The sequence below is a fragment of the Lishizhenia tianjinensis genome (assembly GCF_900116425.1).
GTDB lineage: Bacteria > Bacteroidota > Bacteroidia > Flavobacteriales_D > Crocinitomicaceae > Lishizhenia > Lishizhenia tianjinensis.
The window spans coordinates 491,313-515,468 of sequence record NZ_FPAS01000001.1 but is presented as its reverse complement, the minus strand read 5'-3'; the positions used below and the strand labels follow the sequence as shown (position 1 = coordinate 515,468).

Here is a 24,156-nt window from a genome sequence, read left to right as displayed (position 1 = left end):
AATGTAAGGTTCATTTTATAAAAGGACGAATGACAGAAAGGAAAAAACATAAAAAAAGGGAGACAAACATCTCCCTTTTCACTTTTAATTATTTCAACTCACTTTTTATAGTGCGTCTAATCTCTTTTTGTAAGATAAAGCTTTCTCAGTATCTCCAGCTTGTCTACTCGCCTGCATTAAAATCGTTAAGATTTGCTTGTTCTCTCCTGTAGCATTTAAGTAAATCTCAAAAGGAGTAACTGCTTTCGTGTACATAGCTTTGTACGCTTTTTCAGCTTCGTTCATTCTAGGATCATCAATGTTCATGTTCCCGTATTCTCTTTGCAACATTTTAGCTTTCTCTAAGTAAGAAGCTCCTAAAATGTAGTTGTAATCTGCGTTTTGAGAATCCAAAGCAATTGCTTTTTCTAATACACTGATAGCATCATCCATACGGTTAGCATTGTACATGATAGAACCGTAGCTGTAGAATAAATCAGCATTTTCACTTTCATACTTCAACACTTTATTGAAGTAATCGTTTGCCTTGTCGTAATCCTTACCAGCGATAGCAATATCAACAGCAGCTAAGGTTAAATCCACGTTTTCAGGTGCAAATGCAATAGCATCATCAATTGCATTGTAAGCCATAAGCGTATCACCTTGCTTAACCAAAGTATCTACTGCACGTTGAGCAGAAACAATTGCGTTATCTTTAAATTGCTCATCTGCTTGTCCAACACCTTCACTAAATTCGTAACCCGATTTAAATACCATGTAAGCACCCGCGAACTGTTTCGCTGAAAACGCTCCTGCACCTAACCTCATTAATTCAGCTTTTTGCTCTTCAACGTAAGCCTCTGCTCCTCTTTTAGTTTTACCGTTAGAGTTTTCAGAGTTAATTGCGTAATTCAAAGATTTCATGGCTTTGTTGGCTACCTCTTCATTGATCATGGCAATCATTGTTGTGTCACCAGTCATCCCAGCTACCTGCATGATTTCAGAATAAATCATACCATAGTACCAGTTTGCCTTACCATCTTCTTTCGTATCCACGTGTGCTATCGCTTCATCGATGTACTTTTTTGCCGCTAACAATGCTGTTTTTGCTTCGTCAACTTTACCTGTAGCGATTGAACTTGAGTAATCTCTATATTCTAAAGCCGCATTTACTACGTTACTATTTTGTGCGATAGCTCCAGTAGTTAATACTAAACTAGCTCCTAGAACTAAATTCTTAAACATTTTCATTTTCCCTTTATTTTTATTCTTCCTCCTCTGATGTAGCATTTTCCATACCACCTTCAGTTAATTCCTCATTTTGCTCTTCGTCTTCGTCTCCTTTTGGAACTTTAGCAACGGCCGCAATTTCGCCATTTTTCTTTAAAGTTATCATACGAACACCTTGAGCTGTTCTACCCATCACACGAATTGTACTTAAATCGAAACGAATGGTAATTCCTGACTTCGTAATGATCATTAAATCATCCTCATCACTTACGTGCTTAATAGCGATCAAAGAACCTGTTTTTTCAGTAACAGACATCGTCTTCACACCAACTCCACCTCTGTTTGTAACACGGTATGTTGGCTCTCCTGTTTCAGGATCATTCAAGTAAGAACGCTTACCATATCCATTTTCAGAAACTACTAAGATGGTATCCTTTGTATCGTTTTCAACACAAATCATTCCTACCACTTCATCGTCTTCTGACTTGAATTTAACTCCTTTAACACCAATAGAATTTCTTCCTACTGTACGAACAGTTGATTCGTTGAATCGGATAGCGTAACCCGACTTCTTAGCCATAATGATTTCATTCTGACCATTTGTCAATTTCGCTTCTAATAGTTCGTCTCCTTCATTAATGTTAATAGCGTTGATACCATTTGTTCTTGGTCGAGAGTAAGCCTCTAAACTCGTTTTCTTAATGATACCTTTTTTCGTACACATTACGATGTAGTTCGACTTCACGTAATCCTCATCCTTCAAATCATTTACACAGATGTAAGCTTTAATTCTATCATCTGGTTCAATGTTGATTAAGTTTTGGATAGCTCTACCTTTAGAAGTTTTGTTTCCTTCTGGAATTTCGAATACACGCATCCAGAAACATTTTCCTTTTTCAGTAAAGATCAACAAGTAATTATGGTTGGTTGCCACAAAGATTTCTTCCAAGAAGTCCTTATCTCTAGTATTCGAACCTTTCGATCCCATACCACCTCTTTTCTGAACTTTGTATTCCGTTAAGTTTGTACGCTTGATGTATCCTGCATGAGAAATTGTAACCACTACTTCTTCATCTGGAATCAAATCTTCGATTCTCATTTCTGTAGCAGAGTACTCAATTACAGATCTTCTTTCATCTCCGTACTTATCTCTAACGTAAATTAATTCTTCTTTAATGATGTCCATTCTTCTAGACTCATTTGCCAAGATGTCTTTTAAGTCCGCAATCAACGTCATTAAATCGTCGTATTCTGCTCTTAACTTATCTTGCTCCAGTCCTGTTAACTGACGCAATCTCATCTCAACAATAGCTCTCGCTTGTAAGTCTGATAAATCAAAACGACCCATCAATTTTTCTCTTGCCTCATCTGGAGATTTAGAACCTCTGATTAAAGCAATTACTTCGTCTATGTTATCAGAAGCGATGATTAAACCTTCCAAGATGTGCGCTCTATCTTCCGCTTTCTTAAGGTCAAACTTCGTTCTTCTAACAATTACTTCGTGTCTAAAATCAACGAAGTGAGCGATCAATTCTTTAACATTTAACTGCTTTGGTCTACCATCAACCAAACAAATGTTATTTACTGAGAATGAACTCTGTAATGCTGTGTACTTGTATAATTTATTCAACACTACATTGGCCAATGCATCACGTTTAATTTCATAAACGATACGCATACCATTTCTATCCGATTCATCTCTAATATCAGAGATACCGTCTATCTTTTTCTCGTTTACTAAATCAGCAGTTTTCTTAATCATGTCTGCCTTATTTACTAAATAAGGAATCTCAGTTACGATGATTTGTTCTCTATCTGATTTGGTAACTTCTATTTCTGCTTTCGCTCTAAGTACTACTCTACCTCTACCTGTTGTTAACGCTTGTTTAACCCCTTCGTATCCGTAAATAATACCTCCTGTTGGGAAGTCAGGTGCTTTTACGTATTGGATTAATTCCTCTACGTCTATATCTCTGTTGTCTACGTAAGCAATAGCTCCATCAACTACTTCAGTAAGGTTGTGAGGGGCCATGTTCGTAGCCATACCTACAGCAATACCAGAAGCTCCATTCACTAAAAGTTGAGGGATTTTTGTAGGAAGTACAGTTGGTTCTTTTAAACTCTCATCAAAGTTAGGTGCAAAATCTACGGTGTCTTTTTCAAGATCCGCTAACATATCTTCTGCTACCTTTTGCAATCTAGCCTCCGTATAACGCATGGCTGCCGGACTATCACCATCTACAGAACCAAAGTTACCTTGTCCATCTACTAAAGGATAACGTAAAGACCAAGGCTGCGCCATACGCACCATAGTATCATAAACAGAACTATCTCCGTGTGGGTGATACTTACCTAATACTTCTCCAACAATTCTTGCTGACTTTTTATATGCTCTATTCGAGAATACTCCTAAATCTTGCATACCGTATAAAACACGTCTATGCACAGGCTTAAAACCATCACGCACATCGGGCAATGCTCTAGAAACGATTACCGACATTGAATAATCAATGTATGCGGATTTCATTTCATCCTCAATATTTATCTGAATTATTCTTTCACCATCTGCCATGTTGTCACAATTTATTTAATGTTTGACACCCATTAGGGTTCAACGTTACGAAGTTTCGAAAATAAGTATAAAATCTAGAGTTTTAAAGTAAGAGAAGTCATTTTACTAACAAATTTCTGTGAAAAATTGTGGACAACTTAAACAGTTTTGGTTTGTTTTCGTTTTATATTTGGTAAATGGACTAATTATTGATTTTAGTCTACCAAAATAAACAAACACAGAACTCATTATATGGAAGCAAAATTTTCACCCCGAGTAAAAGATGTGATCAACTTTAGTAGAGAGGAAGCCTTACGCTTAGGCAACGACTACATTGGGGTTGAGCATTTGTTACTTGGATTAATTCGAGAAGGTGAAGGTCTTGGAATAAGGGCTTTAAAAGAGTTCAATTTAGACCTTAAGCAAATAAGATTAGAAATTGAGTCATACTTAACTCGATCTTCAAAGAGCAACATCAACCTGACAAATATTCCTTTAGTAAAACAAGCTGAAAAAGTTTTAAAGGTTACCTATTTAGAAGCGAAATTGTTTAAAAGTCCGGTGATAGGAACAGAGCACTTACTCTTGTCTATCTTAAAAGACGAAAACAATGTTGCGTGCAGAACATTGAACAAGTATGGCGTTATATACGACAACATTAAAGACGAAATAGAAGCTATGCTAGAAGATGAACAATTACCAAAAGCTGAATTCCCTGGAACAGCAGATGAAGGTGGAGACACTGGATTTACAGGCGGAGCTGGAGGTGCTCGTAAACCTGGAGAAGGAAAAAGTAAAACTCCAGTACTCGACAACTTTGGTAGAGATTTAACCAAATTAGCAGAGAGCGGTAAGCTTGACCCTATTGTTGGTAGAGAAAAGGAAATCGAACGCGTTTCTCAAATCCTATCTAGACGTAAAAAGAACAACCCTATATTAATTGGAGAGCCTGGAGTTGGTAAAAGTGCCATAGCCGAAGGTTTGGCTTTAAGAATTGTTCAACGTAAAGTCTCTAGAGTTTTATTCGATAAAAGAATTATCTCTTTAGACCTAGCGAGTTTAGTAGCCGGTACAAAATACAGAGGTCAGTTCGAAGAAAGAATGAAAGCCGTAATGGCCGAAATCGAAAAGAACCCAGACATCATTCTATTTATCGATGAAATTCACACCATAGTTGGTGCGGGGGGAGCAAGTGGTTCTTTAGATGCTTCTAACATGTTTAAACCAGCCTTAGCGCGTGGTGAAATGCAAGCTATAGGAGCAACTACTTTAGATGAATACAGACAGCACATCGAAAAAGATGGAGCTTTGGAAAGAAGATTCCAGAAGGTTATCATCGAGCCAACAGACATCGATGAAACTGTTCAGATTTTAAATAACATTAAGGAAAGATACGAAGATCACCACTCTGTAACTTATACAGACGAAGCTCTTTTGGCTTGTGTTAAGTTAACAGATAGATACATTTCTGATAGACATTTGCCAGATAAGGCGATTGACGCTTTAGATGAAGTTGGATCTCGTGTTCACCTTACCAACATTAACGTTCCTAAAGTAATCGTGGATATAGAAGCGAAAATTGAGGAAGTTAAAGAGAAGAAAAACGAAGTAATCAAATCTCAGCAATACGAAAAAGCAGCTGAATTAAGAGATGACGAACGCAAGCTTCAAGAGCAATTAGAGTTGGAGAAAAACAAGTGGGAAGAGGAAACAAAAACGCATAGAGTTACCGTAACAGAAGAACATGTTGCAGAAGTAGTTTCTATGATGACAGGTATTCCTGTTCAACGTGTTGCAGAGAAAGAAAGCGGTAAGTTGGCGAAAATGGCCGAGACCATGAAAGGTCAAGTTATTGGACAAGACGAAGCTGTTGATAAGGTTGTAAAAGCCATTCAAAGAAACAGAGCTGGATTGAAGGATCCTAACAAACCAATTGGTTCTTTCTTCTTCTTAGGGCCAACAGGTGTGGGTAAAACACAATTGGCAAAAGTATTGGCCAAAAATGTATTTGATACAGAAGACGCTTTGATTCGTGTGGACATGTCTGAATACATGGAGAAATTCTCTATCTCTCGTTTAGTTGGAGCACCTCCGGGATACGTTGGTTACGAAGAAGGTGGACAGTTAACAGAGCGCGTAAGACGTAAGCCCTACTCTATCATCTTATTGGATGAGATAGAAAAGGCTCACCCTGATGTTTTCAACTTGTTGCTTCAAGCTTTGGATGACGGACACATGACAGACGGTTTAGGAAGAAAGATAGACTTTAAGAATACGATCTTAATTATGACTTCTAACATCGGTGCACGTCAGTTGCAAGACTTCGGTACTGGAGTTGGATTTGGAACAAAATCTAGAGAAGAATCTAAGGAGGAAGATCAGAAAGTTGTGATTCAAAACGCTTTAAGAAAAGCCTTCTCTCCAGAATTCTTAAATAGAATTGATGATATGATCTTGTTCAAATCATTAGATAGAGATAGTATCCACAAAATCATCGATTTGGAGTTAGACAAACTTTACGGAAGATTAAACAACTTAGGATACCAAATTGAAATGACAAAAGAGGCCAAAGACTTTATCGTAGACAAAGGTTACGACGAGAAGTTTGGAGCACGTCCATTGAAAAGAGCTATCCAAAAGTATGTTGAAGATCCGTTAGCTGAAGAAATTATCAATGCTCACCTTCAAGAGGGTGATACGATTAAAGTGAAAGCAAATACAGATCATTCTGCATTAGAAATTGAAATCGAAAAAGGAACAAAAGAAACCGATTCGGCGAAATAATTTCCTAACACATTATAGGGGGATAATACTATCCCCCTTTTTTTATGTTTCAAAATGAAATTCTACATCACCCTTATTGTTTTAAGTTTTAGTTTTATAAGTAAGGCAGCAGGAGTTGTGTATGAACACCTTCCCCTTAATATGATCCATGGTCTACGCACCCATGTAGATAGCGTTTTTATTGCTACTCCTGAATTAAAAGAAGCTGTAAAAACCCTGTACACAGGGAAAATGATTAATCATTATTTAGAAGATGATGGTCGCGAAAACTTCGAAACTTACTTTAGCCTTTACAAGGAATTTTGGCATTTTATTGATCTTAACCAAGACGGCCAATTAGAATTACTTTTTCAAGGTAAATACGAGGCTACCGACGATAGAGCTTACACAGAAATTTATACTTTATCTGAAAATAAATACGTGCTCAGCTATGTAGAAATAGGCGCTCTGTTGGGGTATAAAATCAACCCTAACAACAATGAAATTATCCTGTACACACATGAATATCCTTGTTGTGAAAGTTACACCCACAACATAAGCACGCTCCGTTTTATCCGTGGTGAAATTAAAGTGAAAAAGAAGTTTTTCATCGCCAGAGACAAAGAAGACATGAAGGGTGAATTCTTTCCAGATAGCCTTCATTTCAAAGGAACCTATCAAATAAGTAAACAAGAAATTGCTCTGTATTGGTCACCTACCCCAATTACAGAAAATGCCTTTGTTGGAGGCATACGTAGGTTGCAAACGAATTTAATTTGCCACTTCCCCGAACATACACTTTTTAGAATATTAGCAGAGACCCCAGATGCGTATTACATCTTAATAACGGGTAAGGCAAAGGAGGAAAATGGACTTCCTATAAATGTCGCCAACTTAGAAATGATACCGATTTATGGTTGGATACAAAAGAAAGCCCTTTAAATTGTAGAACTCTCCTTATATTTGCAAGCTCGAAAATGAAAACAAATTACGCAGAATATTTAAAGCACCCCGTTTTTAAGGTTGCCAAAGAAATCGTTACCAAAAACAATCAAGAAGCTTATGTAATTGGAGGTTTTGTGCGCGATTTAATTCTAGAACGTCCTTCAAAAGATATAGATATCGTTGTGGTAGGAAACGGACTGGATTTGGCCAAAGAAATTGGGGAGAAATTACGAGTTAAGAAAGTCTCTTATTTTAAGAATTTTGGAACAGCGCAATTTCGCTATAAAGATTTAGAGGTAGAATTTGTAGGAGCTAGAAAAGAATCTTACAGTAGAGACAGCAGAAAACCCATAGTAGAAGACGGTAGTTTAAGTGACGATCAAAATAGACGTGACTTTACCATTAATGCTTTGGCTCTCTCTTTACACGAGGATAACTTTGGTGATATCATAGATCCATTTAATGGATTAGAAGATCTAGAAAAGGGAATAATCAGAACTCCTCTAGAACCTGGTCAAACCTATAGTGACGATCCCTTGCGCATGATGCGTGCCATACGTTTTGCGACTCAGCTTGACTTTACCATAGAGAAAGCAAGTTTAGAAGCGATTCAAAACAATGCAGAACGCTTGGACATCATTTCTGGAGAACGAATTATAGATGAATTGAACAAAATCATTCTTGCACCAGTACCTTCTCGTGGGTTTAAATTGTTGAATGCAACAAGTTTATTGGAGCGTTTCTTCCCAGAACTCGTTAAGTTAAAAGGAGTTGAAACCAGAGATGGTAAATCTCACAAAGATAATTTCTACCATACTTTAGAAGTACTCGATAATATTTCAGAAAATACCGATGATTTATGGTTGCGCTGGTCGGCAATTATGCACGACATAGCCAAAGCCCCCACAAAACGTTTCGACAAGCGTGTGGGATGGACCTTCCACGGTCATGAAGAAATAGGTGCACGTATGACGCCAAAAATCTTTCGTCGTTTGAAACTTCCCTTAGATGCTAAGATGAAGTACGTCCAAAAGATGGTTAGACTCCACCTCCGCCCTATCGCTTTGGTAAAGGGAGATGTTACGGATTCTGCTGTACGAAGATTATTGAACGACGCCGGAGACGACATGGAAGATTTGATGACTTTGTGTAATGCAGACATCACCTCAAAAAACGAGTTTAAGGTAAAGAAATACAAGCGCAACTTTGAACTGGTAAATGAAAAGTTGAAAGCCGTTGAAGAGAAAGATAAAGTAAGAAATTTCCAACCACCGGTAAGTGGAGAGCTAATTATGCAAACTTTCGGTATAGGACCTTGCCAAGAAATTGGTACCATTAAATCAGAAATCAAAGAAGCCATCCTTGACGGAAAAATCCCTAATGAATATGACGCCGCTTATCAAATGATGCTTTCTCTGGGAAGCTCACTTGGTTTAGAGGTGAAAAACAATTAATTTTAATACATACGTAGCAATACAAAATATACTTTTTATGTCTGCACTAAAATTCCGTGTTTTACTTGATTCTGAAACAAAAGAAGAAGTTTTTAGAGATATACTTATACACGACGAGGCAAACTTTGAAACGTTTTACAACACCATCTTAGAGGCTTTCAACTTTAAAGGAGGACAAATGGCGTCCTTTTACAGCAGTAATGAAGATTGGGATAAAGGTCAAGAAATTGGCTTGATGGACATGAGTTTTGGCGACGAAACAGATGCCGATGCTCCGTTAGTGATGTCGAATACATCACTCAAACAACTCATAGAATCTCCAGAGCAAAAATTCATCTTGGTTCACGACTTCTTAAACATGTGGATCTTCTTGATTGAATTGCAAAGCATAGAGAAAACTCCCGTAGATGAGCCACAAGTTATTTTAGCTATAGGAGACGCACCGGATGAAAACTCAAAGCAAGGAAACGAAGATATTCAATTCTCTACTGAGCAAATGAGTGCCGATGACTATTTAGATGGTTTTGACGAATTCGATGATTTCGACGAAGAATATTCTTCTTCTGACTTTGATAATATAGACGACTTAGATATATAAGATGCTAAAAGAAAACGATGCTTTCGGAGCAGCGATTGCAGACTACGAAAACGGAATTCACGGCGAAAACATAATTGTTCACTCAGATATTTGTGAGGACGATGTTATACCTGTAGACTGGTTATTTAGAACAGAAAACCAAATGCCCGAAATTGAAAAGAAGGCATTAGAGCTGTGTAAAGGAAAAGTCCTGGACATAGGAGCTTGTACAGGTGTACATGCGGAAGCCTTGATATTAAAAGGATTTGAAGTTGAAACCATAGATGTTTCCCCTGGTGCTGTTGCTTTTCAACAAAAACTTGGCATACATGCAAAGGAGCAAGATTTCTTTGAAATGACAGGTGGTGATTACGATACACTTTTAATGATGATGAATGGAATCGGAATTGCTGGACGTTTATCTGAATTAGAAAATACCTTGTTTCAAGCCAAAAAACTCTTAAATCCAGGTGGTCAAATTTTGTGTGACTCTACAGACATTAAATACCTCTTTGAAGATGAGGAAGGTGGAATGTGGGTTGACTTAAGTACAGAGTACTATGGAAACTTTCAATTCCAAATGGAATACAAAGACGCAAAATCAGAATGGTTTGATTGGTTGTACGTTGATTTCGAAAACTTAAAACAAACAGCTAGTAAACTTGGTTTTGATGTGGAATTGGTTTTAGAAGACGGTCAAAGCTATTTGGCAAAACTTACATTAAATGCATAAAATAAAGATACTCAGCCTAGCCCTTATTTCAACCTTAATACTAACGGCTTGTTTCCACAAAAAGCAAGTTACCCCTCTTGCACCTGCAGAAAAATCTACCTTGCTCTGGCGCGTAGAAATGGATGGTCAAACCAAAGCTTACCTCTTTGGAACTATGCACATCATCGCAGAGAAGTACTATTATTTCCCTGAGAATTTAAAGCAGCTCGTTTTAGATGCTGATAAGGTTGTTTTGGAAATTGGTGAAAAACCAGGTCTTTTAGAAGTGATGCGACTTATGCAATCCTCAGACGGTAATATTTTTGATAAAATGACGTCGGAACAAAAAGACTCTGTTTATACCTTCATCGATAAAGAAATGGGGAAAAACCCGGAGAAAATTGCCCCGCGTTTAGGTAGGATGAAACCTATGCTCTTGCAACAATTTCTAGCCTCTGCTGCTTTTCCTAATAACTTTGAAAGCTACGAGGAAGACATCTACAAACTTCAAAGTAAAGCAAAAGCTCCTTACATTGGTTTAGAAACGATGGAAGAACAAATCGCACTTCTTGATCAAGCAGGCACAAAAGAAAACATAGAAAGCATCATGGCTACGATACGCGATATAGAAGGAGCTCGACAGGAAATGATGGAGCTATCTAGACTTCACAGAGAAGGTGACGTAGAAGCGCTATACGACATGATTAATGGTCACCCAGAAATGGACGGCTTAAACATAGACGATTTACTTTTTAAACGCAACGCCAATTGGATACCCAAACTCATAGAAATAATGGATAAGGAAAATGCATTTATTGCTGTAGGTGCAGGACATTTAGGAGGAGAAAAAGGTTTGATTAATCTATTAGAAAAAGCTGGGTATACCCTAAGCCCTATGAATTATTAGTATGAAAAGATTTCTAACATTTAGTTTACTGGTATTTACAGCTTTTGCGTGTAAAACTTATAATGACGACCAGAAGGCAATTTTTAATGCAAAAATAGAAGCACATATAGACAGTGTTTACACCCAAAAATTCGAATCTTTAGAAAGTGGTTTGTATTATAGAATCATTAAAGAAGGCGAAGGAAAACATAAAATAAAATACACCGATAATGTAGATATTTACTACACAGGATCCTTACTTAATGGTGATGTATTTCAGGTTATCACACCAGAAGAAGCCCTAAATTTTGATGTAAAAGATCTAATTATCGGTTGGCAAGAGGCCTTAAGCTTGATTAGTGAAGGTGGAGTAGTTGAAGTCTACATCCCACCCTATTTAGGCTATGGTGATAGACAAACCGAAAAAATTCCACAAAACTCCATTATACATTTTGTGTTAGGAGTCAAGAAAGTGATATAAAACAAAAAAGCAGCTACAAACGAGCTGCTTTTTTTATTTAATTCCCTCCTTTTTTCTTGGTCTTATAACCTTCAGCTGTTAGTATCTCAGCCACTTTATCTTTAAAATTTCCTTGAATCAAAATCTCACCATCTTTAGCACTTCCTCCTACTCCACATTTGTTTTTCAGAATTTTGGCCAAATCTTTTAAATCTTCAGCAGAACCAATAAAACCTTCTACTAAGGTCACTTCTTTTCCCTTTCGCTTCTTTCTATCAATAGATACATACAAGAGCTGATCTCCCGGATCTAAAGTCTCCTCTTCCAACTCATCATCATAGTCGTAGGAAAAATCTTGATTGGTACTGTATACGATATCTACTCTCTTTTTCTTTTTATTTCCCATTACTCACAATATTTATCGCGGTTTTAAAATCGTCCGTTTCTATAAAGTCTGGATACAAATTTATTGCTTTTCGTATAGTTTTGGCAGCTCTTGTCTGAAAAACCCCAACATAAAGTCCTTGATTCTTCCAAGAATTGATTTGCGCCGCATTTGTTTCTGAATATTTCACCTCTATGCCGTACAAGCCTGGATGCTCTTCCAAAATGTTCTCAAATCCTTCTCCCGAGTTAGCAACAAAAATTACACGTTCATAACTACCTATCACCGTATCTAACCAAGTTTCTGTGCTAAATAGTAAATGAACTTTTGCGGTTCCAACACCTGACCAGTTCATTTTACTCAAACCTTTCATTAGAATTTCTTCTGTATATAACCCACAGTCATTCCAATGCTTAATGTCCAAGTAAAAGGACTTATTGGGATAGCGAGAAAAGTCAAAATCGTTTAAACAAATCAATCCTTCTCCATTGGCATATTGTAAATCCCTTAATTCTTCATCTGTGTAAGAACTGACACAAAATTCATTATCAAATTTCTCCAGGAGATTTGGATCATGAAAAACCCACATGGCACTATCCTTACTGAATTGAACATCTAGTTCTACACCTTCACACTGCTCAAAACTCAAGGCGTAATTCACGGCTTCTAAAGAATTATCTATGTAAGGAGAATGTATGGCAGTTATACCTGCACCAGCATGACTCACAACAGCTACATCAGAGTATTTGGCTTTTTGACAAGCAGAAAAAAGTATGAGAAACATCAATAAACTAAAACGCATAGCTCCATCCCATATTAAGATTTGCATTCAAATAAGTCGTAGTTCCCTTTGGGAAGGATTCTAAGCCTACCCCCCCCCCTAGGTTTAGGTGGTATTTCAAACGTGTTCCCACAACCAAACTCGTGTGCAGTCCTACTTCATTGAAAAAAGTACTATTCTTTTCACCAACTGGCAGATATGTAGAAAGCGTATTTCCTCCTATTATTAAATTCAATTTCTTGCGCTGCAAATACGCATAGTTATAACGTATGTTCAAAGAAGGATGTAGCGTTCTAGCTGCAAAAGTAGAGCGCACACCAGTACCTATTGCAAAAGTAATATCCTGATTGCTTTGAATAGAATGTATGTAGCTTATCTGCGTATACACATCAAACCTATTCACCAAGGCCTCTATTCCCCATTGCTTTTGTGACCGAACAAAGAAAGAGGTAAGAAAAAGTACAACAAGACAAATTCGCATTACTGATTGTACACTTTCACTTTAAAATTACCCAGTAAATTCTGATCTTTCAATTGAATTTCTAATTGCCTTCTCAACTTTTCATTCACCTTTAACTTATCTACTTCTAAACTATCAAAATAGTGAACTGCCAAAGCAAAGATGGTATCGTTTACCTGATCATTTTGAGCGTGTACACCCGACAAAACTTCAATAGATTCAACTTCTGGATAGTGCAAAGCAATGGTAGATGCTAAGGTTCTTGCGTTTACCTTTTGGTTCTTTAATTGATCTATAGAGTTCTTTAGCGTTGCATTTTGAATGTTTAAATCTCTAATCAATTCATCTTTTTGCTTGATAACATCATAACCTGCACCAGAAGAAAGGTTTTTGTTTTTGAATTCATCCAAATATTCCTTCAACTTCTCATCTACATCTTCTCCCTGAATAATAGAGATATTATCTGTACTTAGGTTGTACGTTTTCAATTGTGCATTCCAGACATCCAACGTAGATTGAGGTACTGTTTTGTTGGTTAAGATTACCTCTACCTTAGGTACTTCCCCAGTTAAATCAAACTTCTGGTTTACATCCAAGGTCTCATCCGTTTCTATTACATTACGTATGTAGTTGGTTGCATTTTCTGTAAAGATTGTTTCCTGTACTTTTCCGTAGAATAAGTATACCGATGGAACTATAACCAAGAAAATCAATACTGTAGAAACTACCTTAACCTTCTTCTCCACTTTTGGGTTAATAAAATGACGAATAGGGAATTTCAAATACCTCACTACCAAAATAGTAGACAAACAAATGAAAAGTGTATTGATTAAAAATAAGTAGGAAGCTCCAAAGAAAAACTGCCAGTTACCATTGGCCAATCCGTAACCTGCCGTACAAAGTGGTGGCATCAAAGCTGTTGCAATGGCTACCCCCGGAATTACTGTATTGTTATCTCCCCTACTAGCCGCTATAATTCCTGCCAATCCCCCGAAAAAGGCAATGAAAACGTCCATTAAATTAGGTCCAGTTCGTGCTTCTAATTCAGGAGTTAAACCGTGTAAAGGTGTGATCAGGAAGTAAATGTATGCCGTGAGTAAAGATATACCTACTGCTACGCCGAAGTTCTTCAATGAATCTACGATAAGCTTTATGTCGTTGGTTCCTACACCGAGTCCCATACCACGTATAGGTCCCATTAAAGGCGAAATCAACATGGCTCCAATAATTACCGCCACAGAGTTGGTATTCAAACCTACAGAGGCGACAACAATAGAACACATCAACACCCAAACATTGGGACCAACAAAGTTTATCCCTTCTCTAATGTTTTTGATGGTACCATTGATATCAGCTCCATCTTGGAAGGATACAGTGTCCTTTAAGAAGTTGAAAATGGACTTTACTCCTTCTTTAACATCTGTATTGATTTTAATTTTTGTGGGATCCCCTTCTATCGGGTCATCGTACATGTTATCGTTGTTGTACAGATGTTCAAAAGCCTTTTTGCGCCTTTGTTTTTCTGCGTGTAAATCATCTGCTGGTTGATCAGAAGATGAAGTTTCGTTTGTGGCATCGTTTGTTGATTCAGATGCGTCATTTTGAGCCTTATTTTGCTCGTCTTTAGGGTCTAATTTTTCCTCGTTCATTGTAATAGCTTAAGCAACCTTTGCATTTCCTTAGAATTCCTTTCTGTTGAAAGTGCCTTCTTAATGAGTTGTTTCTCTTGCTTGGTCAGATGCCAAGATAATGAAATTTTGTCCTTCGGTGTTTCTCTTAAATTTAAACTTACGATGTCTATGGGGTAATTTTGGTAGCGCAAGAATAAATTCACCAATTCATCTTGGTTGTAATCCTGTACTTTAGGGAAGTTTCCGTAAACATTCGACAATGGTTTAAACATTTTCTCAAACAGCGTAATGGAATGCTCTTCTTCTTGCTCAAGTCCTTTCTTTGTATCCCTAATCTGCACAATGACCACCCCACTCGTATTTTCCTTGATCCAATCTTCCAAAGCGCTTAAGTACCTTAAAGTGGTTTTAGCTCCGTAATTATCCCGTATACCAGCATCCATAATGTGAATTTCTGGATGGGTCGGCAAGGTAACCATGGGTGTGATATAAGGGAAAGTTGCATTCATTCTCAATGCTGTGGTAAACCTTAACTCTCCCGCATCTTGGTGTTGAATGATCTTACTCAATTCCACATTTTCACTCAAAACAGAATCTTCTTCCACTATGTTGGGCACAAACATAAATCCTATGTCTTGACTACAAATTATCAACCTTCGCCCATCCTCTATAATGGTGGGTGAAAAAATAAAAGTTGGAATAATCGCCTCCTGTTCTGGTTGTCTGTAATCCTTCAATTGTTTATCGAGTACATAATTGGTATTGCTCAAGAGTTGTTGTTCTAAAGAATACCCCCTGTCTGTTGTGTAGGTTTGACCGTTGTAATCGAACTTTTGGTACCTAAAGAAAATATCATTGGTGGCCAAAGACACGCCTATACCATTCAACAAATCTTTGGCGATATTATTGGCATAATAGGAAGAAACCATACTCTGGTGCAACAAGGTATCGTAATTCTCCAAATACATCTCTCTGTAATAAGATGCACCCACCATACCCCCAGAGGCCCCTGTGACCATTTGTACCGATTTGGTGAAAGCACCTTTGGAGACACTGTCTAGGTGCTGCATTACTCTGAAGGTCCACAAAGCACTTCTTAAACCACCTCCACTGGTATTGATAATTACTAATTTGGGTTTCTGTTTATCTCCACTTCTCTTCTTCCAATTGGTCAGTGTTTGCTTAAAGTCTTTTTCATCTTTGAGGTTTTGTGTGAAATCCTGTTGAAGATGTAGTAAAACAGTATCATTATAAGGTGAACTTTCTTGGTAATTTAAACCATAGGCAAAGTTCTTAAACTGCATGTAGTCGGTATGCTGACTCATGAAATTCATCACCAAAAAGAGCACAATGAGTATGGGGTAGGTCCATAATTTAAACCAGCTAAAAAAGGCACTGATTAACATCAAAACGATGGTTAATAGCAAGAAAATACTAGAAGCTGCCGGCAAAACAAAGACTTCTTGGTTTCTCAATAAACCTAAAATGAAGAAAGATAAAATTACCGTAATCTCAAAGATGGACGCATTGATGTGGTTTTGACTGAATACATTTTGTATCACCTGATAATCGTAATGCTGTACCCCTCTCGAACGCTTAAAACCGAAGTTTTTACCGATGTAAACGTAAAGTTTATCATCTACTTCTTTAAACTCTTTATCCCAAGATAAATTTCTGTGTAAGGAGGATTTGATACTCGAATTTTTAGGTTCTTCTGGTCCGAGTACCTTGCGTTTCTTCTCAATTTTAAAAATGTCTTTGTTGGTGGGAAAGAAATATAAAAGCGATAATAGCACAAATATCAACGACCCTCCGAAAACAGACAGAATGTAAAGGGTTATGTCCCAATTATTCAGAAATTCCTCCTGACTTTGGAAAACAGCAATTTTATACCCCAACACCACAAAGAAGATAAAGGGAAGTATACTGTTGTTTACACAAAACTTAAAAAAGGGTCTGTGGAGCGTAGCAATGAAAGGGAAATGCGGCCCCATTCTGATGTAGCTGTAGGTATGAAAAGCCATGGTAAACCCACCTATACTAAATCCAAGAAAAAGAAAACTCAGCCAAGAGGTTTTTCCGAGGTATTCAGGACCATAGAAGAGATATGCCATACCAAAGCTTTCTCCAATAACACCATAAAGTACCAAGAAGAGGAAAACCCAATACAACACCGCAACGATGTTGTATTTTAAATGGGCTATTAATAGATGAAAAGGAAAAAAATCAAGTATGCCTTTGAGCACATCTTTGAACGTTATTTTTCCTTTCATGGTCTTTTATCTTTAGGAGATTATTTAATCAACTCTCTTTTATTTACGGTCTTAATGAAATCACTCACAAGGTAAGTTAGTGACTTACCAACGGCAATATTTTCTTGGGTTGTAGAAGGGGCAGCCTCGGGTAAATGAAGATACGCAACTTTTTCGACATTAGAAACTGTTTTCAAATAAATTCTGGCTCTTTCTAAGGTCATTCCACTCGGTGTTCTTGCACTCGACGGCATATCAATAATTGAATCCATATCCAACTCTACTCCCAATGGTTTTTTCATATTCTCCTTACATACATTCAAGAAGTCCTCATTGATGTTTGCTTGTCCCGCCAAATAGTCTTCAAATATGGTAAAGTAATGACCGTCTTTCTCTAAACGCGACAACATTTCCTCTGAGTTATAATTCTCGTGTAGACCTATCACATGGTATTTCTCGAGGTAACCTTGTTGAAAAGCATAACTAAAAGCATTACCACTGTGACGTCCCTCGTGTTTTCTATAATCCGCATGCGGATCTAGATTCACTACATTAATACCCTTCTTTAAACGTTGTGCAGAGAATTTCATTAATGGGAAAGCATTGTTGTGTCCCCCACCAATTACGATAGGAATTTGATTAGGCCCTACATGTTTATTAAGTACTTCAAGTACAAAATCATCCAACTCTTCCACCAAGACTCTGTTCTTCTTCAAATCCGAAAAGCGATTCAACGCAGAGATTCTTCCCGCTATTTTCACTCCTTTCCCCAAAAGAAAACGATTGGCTTGTATGTTCAAAAAGGTAGATACAAAAGGCGCAAAACCACCCTCAGCACCTGGCTTACCTAAATTCGCAACGGGGCCAACAGATTCCTCTATACCAAAAATGACAAACTTCTTTTGTTCCTCACTGACTACATTTTCACCCAAACGCTTTTCGCCTTCACGTAAGGACACCATATTCAACAACTCCTCTGAAGTGTAAGGCGTATAAATAAAATTCTCTTCTCTACTTTTCATTCTCATTCACTTGATAAGAAGCAATGGCTTCTAAAAATGCAACCGGTGGCTGAATCGGACGCATATTTTCTTTACTTACAAAAACCAAAGTGGTACTCGCTTTACTCAAAACTTTACCTTCTTCATTTTCTATGGCATAATTAAAGTAAATTCTAGAACCTTCCACCCTGGCAATTTTTGTAATAATAGTTAATTTATCATCATATAAAGCAGGACGAATATATTTCACATTGTATTCACTTACGGGTAACATCACGTGTTCTTCTTCCATGCGTTTGTATGACATTCCAATTGCACGCAGTGCTTCTACCCTTCCTACCTCAAAATATTGGGCATAATTACCGTAATAACAATATCCCATTTGGTCCGTTTCTCCGTATCTAACACGTAAAGTTGTACTATGTTCAAAATCGTAATTCACTCTGTTCTAATTTGGTAAAAAACAAAGATGTAAAAAAAGAAAAAATATGTTTCAATTTTTGTAACTTTCAAACAACTTTGCCAGTAAATAGTTGTCGAAACTATTGATATCACTAGGTTACAGCACTTTTGATTCATTTTTAAAATAGAATAAAAACTGACAATTCAAACTTTATTCTAGATTAAATTTTCGGAAGGAATAAACTAAATTTTACTGTAAAAAAAACTATAAAATCAAGAGCGATTTGACTTTTTTTTTAACTTTTTTCTGTAAATATTTGTTCCGCTCGTAACTCAGAAAGTTAACTACGTTGTTTACAGCGTTTTAATAACTAGAAAAAGTTTTAAACACAAAAAATTAATAAAGTCTACATCAATGAGTGCATTACACGAAGAAAAATGGGAAGCCTGTTTAAAGGTAATCAAAGACAACATCTCGATTCAAGCTTTTAAAACATGGTTCTCACCCATTACTCCTATTAAATTAGAAGACAGTGTATTGACGATCCAAGTTCCTTCTCACTTCTTTTACGAGTGGTTGGAAGAACACTACATCTCGCTGCTTAAAAAAGTCATCAAAAAAGAATTAGGTCAAAACGGTAGGTTGGAATACTCTATTATTATGGAGAAAAACCAAACCAACTCAACACCTTATACAGTAAAGTTGCCTGCATCTAACAAAAGTTCGTTGCACAACTCACCTGTAACTATGCCTTTGCATGCGAGCGAAAAACAAATCAAAAACCCTTTTATTATACCAGGGTTGAAGAAAGTAAATGTAGATTCAAACTTAAATCCGTCTTACTCTTTTGAGAATTTTGTTGAAGGAGACTGTAACCGTTTGGCAAGATCAGCAGGTTATGCTGTAGCTAAAAAGCCAGGAGGAACTGCCTTTAACCCTTTATTAATTTATGGTGGTGTTGGTCTAGGTAAAACCCACCTTGCGCACTCTATAGGAATAGGTATTAAAAATCAATTCCCAAACAAAACAGTGCTTTACGTAAGTTCTGAAAAGTTTGCACACCAATTTATTGATGCCATTAAGAACCAGACAACCAATGATTTTATTCACTTCTACCAAATGATGGATGTGTTGATCATTGACGATGTTCAATTCTTTAGTGGAAAAGAGAAAACGCAAGATGTATTCTTCCACATCTTTAACCACTTGCACCAAAACGGAAAGCAAATCATTTTAACTTCTGATAAAGCTCCGGTAGAAATGCAAGGTATGGAACAGCGTTTATTGTCGCGTTTCAAATGGGGATTATCAGCAGATTTACAGGCTCCTGATTTAGAAACAAGAATTGCCATCCTAGAAAACAAGATGTACGGTAACGGTATAGACCTTCCAAGAGAAGTTGTTGAATACCTTGCATACAGCATCAACACCAACATTAGAGAAATGGAAGGTGCACTGACTTCTTTATTGGCACAAGCTTCATTAAACAAGAAGGCAATTACCCTAGATTTAGCAAAACAAATGATAGACAAGTTCGTGAAAAATACAGCACGTGAAGTTTCTATCGAATACATACAAAAAGTAGTTTGTGATTACTTCGACTTACCGATTGAGTTGTTGAAATCTAAAACAAGAAAAAGAGAAGTTGTACAGGCGCGTCAAATTGCCATGTTCTTCTCTAAGAAAATGACAAAGTCATCGTTAGCAAACATTGGTGCTCACTGTGGAGGAAAAGATCACGCTACAGTATTGCACGCTTGTAGAACGGTTAACAACCTTTCAGAAACAGACAAGCAATTCAAAAGCTACTTGGATGATTTGGAAAAGAAATTATCGATTCAATAAGAATCAAACAGATAAAATGCAATGTCTCTCCTTTCTGGAGGGACATTTTTTTTGTAATTAACATTACCCTTTTCATAAAAACGATTATGCACGTTTAAAACATGGGAGTTCTCCCCCTACCTTTGTAGTGTATATGTCTAATTACTCTTCCATAAGTGCACTCATTAAATTGATAGATGATCCAGACGACGCTATCTTTTTACAAGTGCGTAAAGAAATATTGAACCTTGGAACAGATGCCATTCCTTTGTTGGAATCATCTTGGGAAGAGGATGATTATGGTTTACTCTTTCAAACGCGTATAGAGGAAATCATTCATGACATACAGTTTCTTGCCACCAAAGACAATTTAAAACAGTGGTTAGAAAGCGATGAAAAAAACCTTTTGGAAGGAGCTTACATCATTGCCAAATATCAGTTCCCCGATTTGGAGCTAGATACCTTGAAGAATGAAATCCTTAACATACGTAAAGATATTTGGCTAGAGATCAATACCCAACAAACCATCTTTGAGCAAATCAAGGCTTTTAATGAGGTGTTTTACAGGATACATGGTTTTCAGGGGAACACAAAGAACTATCATTCTCCTTTGAACTCTTATTTGAACGTGGTACTTGAAACACGTCGAGGAAACCCTTTGAGTTTAAGCATACTCTATAGCATCATTGCGCAATCTTTAGATTTACCTATTTATGGGGTGAATTTACCCAACCATTTTGTGTTGGCCTATGTAGATAAACATAAGAATTACTTGAACCTGAATGAGGAAGACGATAATTCTGGAGTACTGTTTTACATCAATGTTTTCAGCAAAGGAGCTGCTTTTAACCGAAAGGAAATTAAAGACTTCTTGAAGAAACTGAAAATCGACGAGAAAAGAGAATATTTCGAGCCTTGTCCAAATACAACCATCATCAAGCGCATGTTAACCAACCTTATTGTAGGTTATCAACAACAAGGAAATGCGGATAAAGTAGATGAACTTACAGAATTGAAGAATCTCTTTGATAAATAATAACTAGTCTTTTAACCTTCTTATTCCTTCATAAACAGCTATAGCTACGGCATTGGCAATGTTGAAACTTCTAATTTTATCAGAAAACATAGGAATTTGATAGGTATCACGCGCATACTTATCTGTAATCCATTCATCCAAACCTTTGGATTCTTTTCCGAAGACTAAAAATAAATCATCTTGGTAAGGTATTTCCCAGAAAGACTTTTCTCCCTTGCTACTAAAAAAAGCAAACTTCGCTTCTGGATGTTGAGCAAAAAACTCTTCTACGGAGTTGTATTCCCTTAAGTTGATATGTGGCCAATAATCCAAACCTGCACGTTTGAGCTTTTTATCAGAAATCTCAAAACCGTAGGGTTTTACCAAATGTAAGTTACATCCCGTTCCTAAAGCGAGTCTTCCTATGTTCCCTGTGTTGTTGGGTATTTCTGGTTCAAAAAGTACAATGTTTAAGGCCATAATTCTGCTTTGCGGCGAAGATAAGTGTTGTCGCGTAAACTTAACAAAACAAGAGCGTAGAAATCATGATTGAATTTCACAAACCGTACATACTTCCGAACAATCACATAACTAAACCTCACAAAAACAACCTTTTAAAGAGTTACTGCGTTTATTCTATACACGCTAACTAATCATAAACAAGAATGCTTAATTCACGAGTGGGTTAGGCATTTTTGTTTTGAGTCCCCTTTTCAAAAGCATAAGCTCAGCTTGAATTTATTCTTTGCTTTCGAACACAATCTACGAAAGATTCCCCCGTTATCATTTCAACATCAACACTTTAAATCATGAAACTACTCTTTTCAAGCTTTACGCTATTCCTCTTATTTACGGCTTGTAAAAAAGAAATTCCTCCCATCACTAAAGAACCAGATGTTCAAGAGAGATTTATAAGTGCCATTAGTGAATACATAATATACACAAGGCTGGATAATTATTGTGCCTTTGAAAACTCTACTGATCCAGACCATTATCATTATGAAAGAAATTATAGAATGGTAGAAGGCTATGCAAAGGACAATCAATATTATTATAAAGTTCAATGTAAAACAACTGAATATTTTAAGTCACCCGGTGACACTGGACCCTATGAATATCTATATATCTCTGATTGGGAGGAGATTAATTTCCTATACAGATACGACTGGGCAAATAAAAAGTCCTTTGTTTATAGGAATGAAGACTTTGAACACCCGACAGAGGTGATGGATTTCAATTTAGAGGTAGGTGAAAGCTATGATGTTGCGCACCACATCGACTCATTAAGTAGGTCCATTCTTATAGATAGTATTGGGTACAATACCATAGACGGATTGGAATTCCCTATCCTTTTTATGAATGTAGGAACTGGTAATAAATATTATGGTTACAGCTTTCTTTTTCCAAATGCCCTTGCTTTTGAAGAAGATTCTGCACACAAAGTATTAAAAACAAATGCCAATGTTCCACCTTGTGGAAACAATTACCCGGCGCATGAATCGTATAAATATTTCGTTGACGGTCTAAATACTTCCTACTCTCATTTTCTCTTTTTCACCAATTAAAACACACAAATAATTTAAGTAAGCCAACTTTTAGCTGAGACTTTTTTACCCTTCCGTCAAAGTCTTAACTTAAGTCAATAGATTCCATATGCACCCGCGCTAATTTTACGTCAATAAAGCTTAGCGTCATGAAACGATTACATTTTATAGGGTGCACTATCCTTGTTTTAATAAGCACCGTTCTCCTTGCTTCTTGTACCCTACACAAAAGGGTACATAGACCCGGTTATCACATCAGCAATTCCTTTAAAGGCAAGGTTTTCTCTACGAAAAAGAAAGAAAAAGAGCTTGTTCTCAACTTGGACTATAATACAGACACCACGCTACAAAGCTTGTCTCAAATTCCACATGATAGAATCAGTCGAGAGTATAATGCGCTTGAAAAGAATAATTCATCCACTCAATCAAGAACTACAAAAAAGTCACCAACACTCAAAAACAGCGTGGGAAGAATAAATTCTACTCCTGAAAAAAACACCCCAAAAAAAATAAGTTTAAACTCAAAACAACCCACAAAAAAGAGTACTCAAACCGAAGACCTAAAAACAGCTAAAACAAAGACAAACAACGCCAGAAAACTAGCGATTATCATAGGGCTTTCACTTTTACTCATGGCAATTTTAGCTGGACTCTCCGTGCCTATTTTAAACAAGGTGTTCTCTCCCACCTCACCTCTTACTACTTTTACGCAAATAGGTGTCAACAAGTCCAGCTTTTTAGGATCTCTATTCGGATGGATAGGCATATTTCTACTCGATCTTTTGGTAGCGTGGGGTGTTTTCAAATACTACCAAAAAAGCGACGAAGGCAAAGCCAAAATTTCTGGACTTCTGAGATTGATTTATTCCCTTGTATTGGGTGTTGCCATCCTTCAATTGTTTAGAAGTTACAGTGCCGGTACTGCTCTACTTGCCCATCAATCGCTATCAAGTTTCTTTACCCTTTGGAATGCCGGACTCATCGTTATTGGAATTCACCTCATGGTATTGGCCTTTTTATTCAAAGCAGACACAAGCAAAAAATGGTTAAACATTGCCTTGTCCATAGCCCTCTTTCTCGGTGGCTTGGGTTATGTTTTACAGTACGCCACTTACTTCCTTTTCCCCCAACAATTAATCATAAGTACCACCATAGAAAGTCTTTTCATTGTCTTTATGATCTTGGGTGAAATTGGTTTTGCACTTTGGATGTTGGTTAAAGGAGGGAAATCAGTAGAGAGTGTGAGTAGAGAGTATTGAGAAGTGGTGTGAGGAATGAGCGTAGAACGTTTTAACCACAAGGG

At 37.0% G+C, this 24,156-nt stretch carries 21 protein-coding genes; 11 read left to right on the top strand and 10 right to left on the bottom strand.

The window, feature by feature from the left end:
* Positions 1–105: 105 nt before the first annotated feature.
* Both BM327_RS02465 and gyrA read right to left on the bottom strand, forming a co-directional pair.
* Positions 106–1,230, bottom strand: a complete 1,125-nt coding sequence (locus BM327_RS02465; protein WP_170853643.1) for a tetratricopeptide repeat protein — start codon at positions 1,228–1,230, stop codon at positions 106–108.
* A 13-nt stretch (positions 1,231–1,243) separates the two neighbouring features.
* Positions 1,244–3,781, bottom strand: coding sequence for a DNA gyrase subunit A (gene gyrA / locus BM327_RS02460; protein ID WP_090245954.1), 2,538 nt, complete (start codon positions 3,779–3,781; stop codon positions 1,244–1,246).
* Positions 3,782–4,012: 231 nt separating this feature from the next.
* On the opposite strand from gyrA, the gene BM327_RS02455 reads away from it, so the two are divergent.
* The 7 genes from BM327_RS02455 to BM327_RS02425 are packed head-to-tail and all read left to right on the top strand — an operon-like array spanning position 4,013 to position 11,578.
* Positions 4,013–6,544: an ATP-dependent Clp protease ATP-binding subunit gene (locus BM327_RS02455; protein ID WP_090245952.1), complete on the top strand. Its 2,532-nt coding sequence runs from the start codon at positions 4,013–4,015 to the stop codon at positions 6,542–6,544.
* 54 nt (positions 6,545–6,598) lie between these two features.
* Positions 6,599–7,465 carry a hypothetical protein gene (locus BM327_RS02450; protein ID WP_090245950.1) on the top strand — a complete coding sequence of 289 codons (867 nt, stop codon included), beginning with the start codon at positions 6,599–6,601 and terminating at the stop codon, positions 7,463–7,465.
* Between the two features lie 35 nt (positions 7,466–7,500).
* Complete coding sequence (locus BM327_RS02445) at positions 7,501–8,922, top strand: CCA tRNA nucleotidyltransferase (protein ID WP_090245948.1); 1,422 nt, start codon at positions 7,501–7,503, stop codon at positions 8,920–8,922.
* A gap of 37 nt (positions 8,923–8,959) precedes the next feature.
* Positions 8,960–9,520, top strand: coding sequence for an IS1096 element passenger TnpR family protein (locus BM327_RS02440; protein ID WP_090245946.1), 561 nt, complete (start codon positions 8,960–8,962; stop codon positions 9,518–9,520).
* Between the two features lies 1 nt (position 9,521).
* Positions 9,522–10,232, top strand: coding sequence for a class I SAM-dependent methyltransferase (locus BM327_RS02435; RefSeq protein WP_090245944.1), 711 nt, complete (start codon positions 9,522–9,524; stop codon positions 10,230–10,232).
* Positions 10,225–11,118: a TraB/GumN family protein gene (locus BM327_RS02430; RefSeq protein ID WP_090245942.1), complete on the top strand. Its 894-nt coding sequence runs from the start codon at positions 10,225–10,227 to the stop codon at positions 11,116–11,118. Before BM327_RS02435 ends, BM327_RS02430 begins: the two co-directional genes overlap by 8 nt.
* A 1-nt stretch (position 11,119) precedes the next feature.
* Positions 11,120–11,578 (top strand): FKBP-type peptidyl-prolyl cis-trans isomerase, encoded by a 459-nt coding sequence (locus tag BM327_RS02425; RefSeq protein WP_090245940.1) that lies wholly within the window; start codon positions 11,120–11,122, stop codon positions 11,576–11,578.
* A 37-nt stretch (positions 11,579–11,615) separates the two neighbouring features.
* Here BM327_RS02425 and BM327_RS02420 read toward each other — a convergent pair whose 3' ends face one another.
* From BM327_RS02420 to BM327_RS02390, 7 genes are read right to left on the bottom strand one after another with little or no spacing between them, the layout of a single operon-like run.
* Positions 11,616–11,963, bottom strand: coding sequence for a translation initiation factor (locus BM327_RS02420; protein WP_090245938.1), 348 nt, complete (start codon positions 11,961–11,963; stop codon positions 11,616–11,618).
* Positions 11,953–12,771 carry a glycerophosphodiester phosphodiesterase gene (locus tag BM327_RS02415; RefSeq protein ID WP_090245936.1) on the bottom strand — a complete coding sequence of 273 codons (819 nt, stop codon included), beginning with the start codon at positions 12,769–12,771 and terminating at the stop codon, positions 11,953–11,955. Before BM327_RS02415 ends, BM327_RS02420 begins: the two co-directional genes overlap by 11 nt.
* Positions 12,734–13,204, bottom strand: a complete 471-nt coding sequence (locus BM327_RS02410; protein WP_090245934.1) for a hypothetical protein — start codon at positions 13,202–13,204, stop codon at positions 12,734–12,736. The genes BM327_RS02415 and BM327_RS02410 overlap by 38 nt, the downstream gene beginning before the upstream one ends.
* Positions 13,204–14,832 (bottom strand): DUF389 domain-containing protein, encoded by a 1,629-nt coding sequence (locus BM327_RS02405; RefSeq protein WP_090245932.1) that lies wholly within the window; start codon positions 14,830–14,832, stop codon positions 13,204–13,206. Before BM327_RS02405 ends, BM327_RS02410 begins: the two co-directional genes overlap by 1 nt.
* Positions 14,829–17,087 carry a hypothetical protein gene (locus tag BM327_RS02400; RefSeq protein ID WP_090245930.1) on the bottom strand — a complete coding sequence of 753 codons (2,259 nt, stop codon included), beginning with the start codon at positions 17,085–17,087 and terminating at the stop codon, positions 14,829–14,831. The genes BM327_RS02405 and BM327_RS02400 overlap by 4 nt, the downstream gene beginning before the upstream one ends.
* A 20-nt stretch (positions 17,088–17,107) precedes the next feature.
* The gene (locus tag BM327_RS02395; RefSeq protein WP_170853642.1) at positions 17,108–18,088 is read right to left on the bottom strand and encodes a formimidoylglutamase; all 981 of its coding nucleotides are present in this window, start codon (positions 18,086–18,088) and stop codon (positions 17,108–17,110) included.
* Positions 18,078–18,509: an acyl-CoA thioesterase gene (locus tag BM327_RS02390; protein WP_211664702.1), complete on the bottom strand. Its 432-nt coding sequence runs from the start codon at positions 18,507–18,509 to the stop codon at positions 18,078–18,080. The genes BM327_RS02395 and BM327_RS02390 overlap by 11 nt, the downstream gene beginning before the upstream one ends.
* A gap of 375 nt (positions 18,510–18,884) precedes the next feature.
* Here BM327_RS02390 and dnaA point away from each other — a divergent pair, with 375 nt between their 5' ends.
* Together dnaA and BM327_RS02380 are read left to right on the top strand one after the other, a co-directional pair.
* Complete coding sequence (gene dnaA, locus BM327_RS02385; protein ID WP_090245925.1) at positions 18,885–20,315, top strand: chromosomal replication initiator protein DnaA; 1,431 nt, start codon at positions 18,885–18,887, stop codon at positions 20,313–20,315.
* A gap of 133 nt (positions 20,316–20,448) precedes the next feature.
* Complete coding sequence (locus BM327_RS02380; protein ID WP_170853641.1) at positions 20,449–21,330, top strand: transglutaminase-like domain-containing protein; 882 nt, start codon at positions 20,449–20,451, stop codon at positions 21,328–21,330.
* Positions 21,331–21,333: 3 nt separating this feature from the next.
* Here the strand turns inward: BM327_RS02380 and BM327_RS02375 are convergent, their stop codons facing one another.
* Entirely contained in the window at positions 21,334–21,789 is a 456-nt protein-coding gene (locus BM327_RS02375; protein ID WP_090245922.1) for a tRNA (cytidine(34)-2'-O)-methyltransferase, read from the bottom strand.
* 329 nt (positions 21,790–22,118) lie between these two features.
* Between BM327_RS02375 and BM327_RS02370 the strand changes: the two genes are divergently transcribed.
* Positions 22,119–22,874: a hypothetical protein gene (locus tag BM327_RS02370; RefSeq protein WP_090245920.1), complete on the top strand. Its 756-nt coding sequence runs from the start codon at positions 22,119–22,121 to the stop codon at positions 22,872–22,874.
* Between the two features lie 128 nt (positions 22,875–23,002).
* Positions 23,003–24,112, top strand: coding sequence for a DUF4386 domain-containing protein (locus BM327_RS02365; protein WP_090245917.1), 1,110 nt, complete (start codon positions 23,003–23,005; stop codon positions 24,110–24,112).
* Positions 24,113–24,156 lie beyond the last annotated feature (44 nt).